The sequence below is a fragment of the Methylocystis sp. Sn-Cys genome (genome assembly GCF_016745395.1).
GTDB classification, from domain to species: domain Bacteria; phylum Pseudomonadota; class Alphaproteobacteria; order Rhizobiales; family Beijerinckiaceae; genus Methylocystis; species Methylocystis iwaonis.
On record NZ_JAERVJ010000003.1, the window covers coordinates 250,530 to 257,192 of the forward strand.

The 6,663-nt window shown below is 61.1% G+C and carries 8 protein-coding genes; 3 read left to right on the forward strand and 5 right to left on the reverse strand.

Annotated features, from left to right (window positions below; translation table 11 throughout):
- Nucleotides 1-48: 48 nt before the first annotated feature.
- The 3 genes from JJT62_RS08305 (at nucleotide 49) to JJT62_RS08315 (ending at nucleotide 2,548) form a co-directional block, all read left to right on the forward strand.
- On the forward strand, nucleotides 49-1,269 hold the full coding sequence (locus tag JJT62_RS08305) for a divergent polysaccharide deacetylase family protein (RefSeq protein WP_202072247.1): 1,221 nt from the start codon (nucleotides 49-51) through the stop codon (nucleotides 1,267-1,269).
- Nucleotides 1,266-1,772, forward strand: coding sequence for an RNA pyrophosphohydrolase (locus JJT62_RS08310; RefSeq protein WP_202072248.1), 507 nt, complete (start codon nucleotides 1,266-1,268; stop codon nucleotides 1,770-1,772). Before JJT62_RS08305 ends, JJT62_RS08310 begins: the two co-directional genes overlap by 4 nt.
- Before the next feature lie 164 nt (nucleotides 1,773-1,936).
- Nucleotides 1,937-2,548 (forward strand): trans-aconitate 2-methyltransferase, encoded by a 612-nt coding sequence (locus tag JJT62_RS08315; protein ID WP_202072249.1) that lies wholly within the window; start codon nucleotides 1,937-1,939, stop codon nucleotides 2,546-2,548.
- Nucleotides 2,549-2,588: 40 nt separating this feature from the next.
- Here JJT62_RS08315 and JJT62_RS19550 read toward each other — a convergent pair whose 3' ends face one another.
- The 5 genes from JJT62_RS19550 to JJT62_RS08335 all read right to left on the reverse strand — a co-directional run bounded on the left by JJT62_RS19550 (nucleotide 2,589) and on the right by JJT62_RS08335 (nucleotide 6,293).
- Nucleotides 2,589-2,903: a hypothetical protein gene (locus JJT62_RS19550; RefSeq protein ID WP_370568511.1), complete on the reverse strand. Its 315-nt coding sequence runs from the start codon at nucleotides 2,901-2,903 to the stop codon at nucleotides 2,589-2,591.
- The gene (locus JJT62_RS08320) at nucleotides 2,846-3,160 is read right to left on the reverse strand and encodes a hypothetical protein (protein ID WP_202072250.1); all 315 of its coding nucleotides are present in this window, start codon (nucleotides 3,158-3,160) and stop codon (nucleotides 2,846-2,848) included. The genes JJT62_RS19550 and JJT62_RS08320 overlap by 58 nt, the downstream gene beginning before the upstream one ends.
- A gap of 62 nt (nucleotides 3,161-3,222) precedes the next feature.
- A complete protein-coding gene (locus tag JJT62_RS08325) occupies nucleotides 3,223-4,923 on the reverse strand; it encodes an autotransporter domain-containing protein (protein WP_202072251.1) in 1,701 nt (566 codons plus the stop codon).
- 389 nt (nucleotides 4,924-5,312) lie between these two features.
- A complete protein-coding gene (locus JJT62_RS08330; RefSeq protein WP_202072252.1) occupies nucleotides 5,313-5,579 on the reverse strand; it encodes a helix-hairpin-helix domain-containing protein in 267 nt (88 codons plus the stop codon).
- Nucleotides 5,580-5,768: 189 nt separating this feature from the next.
- Nucleotides 5,769-6,293, reverse strand: a complete 525-nt coding sequence (locus tag JJT62_RS08335; RefSeq protein WP_202072253.1) for a hypothetical protein — start codon at nucleotides 6,291-6,293, stop codon at nucleotides 5,769-5,771.
- Between the last annotated feature and the right edge of the window lie 370 nt (nucleotides 6,294-6,663).

A 6,663-nucleotide genomic window follows, 5' to 3' on the forward strand; every position in this document is an offset into this window, starting at 1 on the left:
GCCGTCACAATGTAGCCAAGATGATTCGCCTCGCGAGCGCCCGCCTTTATGACCGATGAATTGAACCAGCCCCTCGGACGGGAAGCTCCGCGGCCCGCTAAGCGGGAGCCGGGGCGTCCACTCGCTTTCGCGATTGGCGCGCTGCTGGCGGCGGGCGCGGGCGCGCTTTATGTCCTCCCCCGCGAGCCCTTCGGCGGCGAGCCCTACGCCATCGCCAGGATCGAGCCCTACAAGCCGCCGGAGCCCGCGCCCGCCCTGCCGCCGGCTCAGCCGCAGACCGCCGCCGTCGAGCAGACGCAGGGGCAATTGCCGGATGACTCCGGGATCAGCGAGATCGAGCAGCTTTCCGGCGTCAAGGTCACGCGCCATGGCGGCGAGGGGTCGACCGCCCGCATCATCCGGGTCGAGCCCGCCTCCGGGGTGCGGCTGACGCCGGCGCCGGACCGCCGCGTGACCGAAAAAGGCCCCTATGGCCTGCTGCCCAAGATCGGCGTCGACGGGGCGCGGCCGATGGATGTCTATTCCCGCCCCTTCGTCACGGCGACAACGATCAAGCCCGGCGCCCCGCGCATTGCGCTCGTCGTCGGCGGGGTCGGTCTCAACGCCCAATCGTCGCTGGAGGCGATCGACCAGCTTCCCGAGGGCGTGACGCTCGCCTTCGCTCCCTACGGCGCCAATCTCGACCGCCTCGTCGCCCAGGCGCGCGCGCGCGGCCATGAGGCGTTGCTGCAGGCGCCCATGGAGCCCTTCGACTATCCGCAGAACAACCCCGGGCCCCATACGCTCGTCACCGGCGCGCAGGATGGCGGCCTCGACGATCTGCGTTGGCTGATGAGCCGTTTCACGGGTTATGCGGGCGTGATGAACTATCTCGGCGGACGCTTCATGGCGGATGAGACGGCGCTCTATGGCGCCTTGAGCGAGATGGCGCAGCGCGGGCTGTTTTTCCTGGACGACGGCGCCTCGCCGCAATCGCTCGCCGGAAAGCTCGCGCCCAAACTGTCGCTGGCCAACGCCAAGGTCGACGTCGCCATCGACCAGCGCAATACGCCGCAATCCATGGACGCGGCTTTGTCGCAGCTCGAAGCAACGGCGCGCGACAAGGGCGCGGCCATCGGCTTCGCCAGCGCCACGCCCGCCGCAATCGCGCGCGTCGCGCGTTTCGCCCGCGATCTGGAGCGGCGCGGCATTGCGCTCGCGCCGGTCTCGGCCGTGCTGTCGCAAAAAACATCGAACGGAGCCGCCGCAGATATGGGTCACATCAGATGAACGCGCCCGACGGCCGCTACCGCCCCTGCGTCGGCGTGACGCTCATCAACGCCGAGGGCCTCGTCTTCATCGGCCACCGCAAGGCCAAGGGAACCTTCGACCAGACCGCGGAGCCCTATCTCTGGCAGATGCCGCAAGGCGGCATTGACGCGGGCGAAACGCCCTATGAGGCGGCGCTGCGCGAGCTACAGGAGGAGACCAACGTCGCGAGCGTTGAATTTCTCGCCGAGGCGCCTTTATGGCTCTCCTACGATCTGCCGCCCGAGGCCAATAAGCGCTGGAGCGGCAAATATATTGGCCAGACCCAGCGCTGGTTCGCGCTGCGCTTTGTAGGGTCGGAGAGCGAGATCGACATTCACGCGCCGGGCGGCGGCAAGCATAAGCCGGAATTCGACGACTGGCGCTGGGAGAAGCTGTCCAAGCTTCCGGATTTGATCGTGCCGTTCAAGCGGCAAGTCTATTTGGATGTGGTGGAGGCGTTCAGGCCATTTGCGGCGGCGTAACATGAGATCCGCTTGATTGGCTCACCGTCATTCCCGACGCTCGCAAAGCGAGCGACCGGGAATCCAAAGCAATATCATCGCTATTGCGGCTCTGGATTCCCGGTCGGGCTTTCAGCCCGCCGGGAATGACAAGGACCCCATGCGAGCTGTTTAACGGAAACGGAATGGGTGACGCTTCCGAAGCAATTATCGGCCTCTATCAGCGACACGCACACGCTTGGGCGAAGAAGCGGGGGCGTGGAGTTCGACAGCTCATGGAGGCGCACTGGCTCGATCGTTTTATCGGTCTCATGCCGCGCCAGCCTGCCGTTCTCGACATCGGTTGCGGGTCTGGCGAGCCGATGAGCCGCTATTTGGTCGAGCGCGGCTGCGCAGTGACCGGGATAGATTCTTCTCCCGAAATGATCGCTTTGTGTAAAGGCGCGTTGCCCTGCCAAAGTTGGCGGGTGGCCGACATGCGGTACCTGTCGCTGTCCATGCGTTTTGACGGCCTTCTCGCATGGGACAGCTTTTTCCACCTGTGTCCTGAAGACCAAAGAAAGATGTTCCCCATCTTTCGCGACCACGCTTCGCCACGCGCCGCCTTGATGTTCACATCGGGGCCCAGCCACGGCGTCGCAATCGGAGAATTCGAAGGCGCACCTCTGTATCACGCGAGCTTGGACGCCGACGAATACCGCACTCTGCTCGACGAGAATGGATTTGCGGTCGTCGCGCATGTGGTCGAGGACGAGGCCTGTGGGCGTCATACAATTTGGCTCGCGCAACTTATTTAGCGAGGCAGGCCGCGGAAGGCGCTGCTGCTAGGACGTTGCGTTATGCGAGGCCGAACACTTGTTTGATTTTCATGTCAGGCGTCTCCTGTCCCGATCTGTAATCCATTATTCTGCGACGATAGCTGTTTGTGTAATAATGCAAGTGTATCAAGACGCCGTATCTGTCATCGATCTCCATTTTCGAAATGATAAATCCGGCGTTCAGCTTAGGAATTATAACGTCGTTATTTGTAGCGCAATGCCTGGAATAAACCAGTTGGAATCCCGCTTTCGAAAGGCGCTCAATGCTGTGAGCGATCAAGGCGCTATAAATTCCTTTGCGCCGATGTCTTTCAAGAACGGCGGAACTGACCATATAGAAGGTGGACGCATTTTCCTGCTTCCCCAGCTCCAACCGACAAATTCATTATCGATGTCGAAAACACCGAGGTAGAGCTTGTACGGCGCGCCCAGATTTTCCTCTAGCTCTTTAATTCGCTGTTGTTCGGCGTCAGTTAGAACATGCTGGATGTCATAGCTGTGGACGCCCGCGAACATCGAAAACTTGTGTTTGTCGAAGAGTGGCTCGAACTCTGCCTCGCTGAGCTCCCGTATTGAATACGATTCGTCCATATCTGTTTCCGAAAGCATTTTGAGTGGACGCCGCGTAATTCGACGAAAATAGCGCCGGGCGTTCAAAACGCAATCTGCACCCCGCCGGTGGCGCTATGAATGGCGGCGCTGCTCGCGACCATGCCGTCATAACGAACAAAGATATTTGCGCTATCCACTGGCAGGCTCAAACGCGCGCCGACTGCCGCCGCGTCGCGCGGCCAGCGCGCGCCATTGACGATGAAGTTCGAACCCAGCGCGCCCTGGAAATTCGCCATAACGCTGCGACGGACGTCCGCATAATCATGCATCCAGCCGGCCCGCGCCGAAAAGCTCAAGGGCTTGGCGAGCCGCAGCGGCAAATCATAAGTCAGCTCGGCGCCGAGCGTGCTTTGGGCGGATGCTGCTGTTCGACCGTAGACGTTGAGGTTGATGGCGCCCGCGCCGTTCTCGGCGAAGCTGTTTTGCGCGGCCACAATGCCTTGGAACGACGCGAAGGGGGTCGCGCTGATCTGCTCGCTGAATGGGACGCGATATCCCGCCTCGAAGCGCGACAGGAAAACATTGTCGTAGACGTACGCCAAAGCGCCGCGGGTAACGCCGGGAAAGACGATGTTACGTCCCGCGCCGAAACGATTGTAGGAATAGCCAAGCGCGCCGTCGACATAGAAAGGCCCGGCCACGTAACCGGCGTATGAGGTGACAGCGAAACTATCCAGCCCGCCGCTTCCCGAAGCGCCATTGAGGCCGAAAGAGCTGCGCATATAGCTCAAGGCGACGCCCGCCAGAAGTTCGGGCGTCAAGCGGTAGTCCGCGCCCACAGAGACGCCGCCGCCACTGAAGCTGACGCCGTGCAAGTCGCCATTGCCGTAGATCGCGCCGCCGCCTCCCAGACCGCTGATCCAGGTCCGCAGCCCTCCGGCGCCGGTGGTCCGGGCCAAATGGGTTTGGGCGCGCACCGCGTCGAGAAACATCCGCGACACGCCGATCGCGACCGAAGGCAGATCGGCGTAAACCTCGCCGTCGAGTTGAGTGAGGGCGGAGCGCAGCGCTGCGGGATCGCCGAAATTTAAGAGGTCGAGCGCATTGTAGATCGAGTCCATGTCGCTGAACAAAGGCGGCGGCAGCGCGTGATCGAGCGCGAAGGCGACCGCCCCGGCGTTGCCGAGGCCGGCGCGCGGCACATAGGCGAGCGCAAATGCGCCGATCGGCTGCCCATTGACGAAACTGCTGGCGGACAGGAACACCGGCTGCGAGCCTGGCCCGCATCCGGGAACCGCGCTTTTGCCAATGATGAATTCCTGCAGGGCGCCGCCGCGTCCCCAGACGCCGACCGGGCTCGCCGGAGGTTGTGCATCAAGAATTGGCCCCGCCATCCCAACGAGAAGGCAGGTGCCAGCGGGCACCTGCACGATCGCTTCCATCGTGGGCGTGCCGGGCAGCGCAAGCACGTCCCTTACTTGCTCCGGGGTCAATCCGCGCACCATGTTGGAGCCGGCGATGAAGTTTCCGAGGATGCTGTTTCCTGAATAGAAACGCACATATTGCGTCGGTGCGGTGGTCAAGACGACGACTGCCGGCGACGATGTGGAATTGGTATAAGAGAGCGTCGACGGCGTGACGAGCGGGTTCACGAGCGGCGGATTGCTGTTGAGCAAATATTGATTGGCGTCGAAACCATTCGAGATCGAGGGCGATCCGATCATGCCGACGCAGGCCTTGGTCGTTCTGCAGAACGCTTGTCCCAGCACGATCGGCCCTGTGACGATTTGGCCAGGCGGCAAAGACAATCCAGCGCTTTGCGCCGATGCTTGGCCCGCCACTCCGATTGCCAGGGCGCAGGAGCCGCAGAAGAGCAAATCGCGAAATAGGCGCATCGAGGCCCTCATAAAGTCAGTTTGAATTTTATACAGTAATTATGTCTACAAATGTCTATTCCGCCTCGCGATTTACGCTCGCGGGGAGGGGCTCTGGAATTCTGCCTAAAAACTATCCGCAGAAATACGAGGGTGTCAATGCAACGCGCGGCTAATTCAAATGATTTTATTGGACTTCGATGTGCATAAACTTGTAAGGCGTAGCTTGTGTTAGTTTAAATCTAACCGCCGACTGTCAGCTTAAGCTTGCAGCGAATTTCTTGGCCTCCGCTACGGCGTGCCGTGATCTGCACACCTCAGCTTTCGCAGTTCACTTTCCCTGAAGCGGATTGTGCGGCGGATATTGCTGCGGCGACTGCATTTCGTGCTTGTGGGCTGTTCTTCCAGCATGTGCCGCCGACCAGCAATGAAGCCTGCTCACAGATCGCTCGCGCATCCTGCTTCGCAAGCTGTCGCAGCGTGTGGATTCCAAGTTGCTCGAAGCGCTCGATGACCGTCGGGCCAATCCCTTTGACCTCGAGCAACAAATCTCTTTCAGCGGGGAAAAACCGTTTCACACTCATTTGCGCTCTCACGATTAAAAAATGGAACAATGATGTAGCCGGATTAGCTGCTGGCGCCGCCGTAATCCAGGTTGCGGCTCGCCATCGTGCGATCGTATAACTCGAGCCTCACGCGCACCGAAGCCCCTCGCCTTGAGGAGGCCGCAAAGCGGCCGTCTCGAAAGGCGAGGGGCTTGCGCCGGCTTTACATCAATGCGGCGTGAAGCGCGTTTCGATGAAATAGCTGTAGCCGATCTCCGATCCGAAACGCACGAAGACGGAATCGAGATTGAGGAGACGCGTGTCCGTCAGCGGCACATCCTTCACGACGCGCGAGTTGATCGTCACCTGCACCTGGTCGGCGATCGGATTGCCGGGGTGGAAGGCGTAGAGCGTATAGGTGACGGGCGCTGTCGTGCTGGAGAAGACATTCGTCGCGAAGAGCTTCAGCCCCGTGAGATCGAAGGTCTTGCCGGGCAGCTTGAAATAGCCGCCGATGCGATTGGCGATATAGAGACCGCTGCTGCTGGTCTTCACGTCCCAGCCATTCGGCAGCAGCGTGCCATTGGCGTAGACGACGAGGCCGGTCGTATCCTTGGCGGCGCAGTCGGGGCAGCCAGAGACCGGCGCAGCAGTGAAGGTCGCCGTGTCGGCCAAGGCGCGCGCGGGCGCTACAGCGAGAACGGCGAGGCAGGCGTAAGCAATCAGTTTTCTGGCGTGAATATTCGTCTTCATGTGAGCTCCATCCGGCCGAGTCTTGCTTGTTTGACTCGACGCGGAGCGGAAGCTAGGTCGCATATATGTTGGGAATGAGTCTTTTAGCGTAACTCTATGGATTCTCAGGATTGTTGCTTTGGAACGACCTTTTTGCCTCGCTTGTTCTCGGCCTGCGACAAGCAGAGGCGACGACCCGCTCCTCTCCCCGCTTGCGGGGAGAGGCTGGGTGAGGGGCCGGGGGATGAGCCCGCGCGTGCATTAAGAACCCGAGCGTCTTGCGCCGTTTATCGTTCCCACTCATCCCCAAGCCCCTCACCCAACCTCTCCCCGCGCGCGGGGAGAGGGGCAGAGCGCGGCCTTCCTCGCGCACTTGGGATCAAGTGTGTGG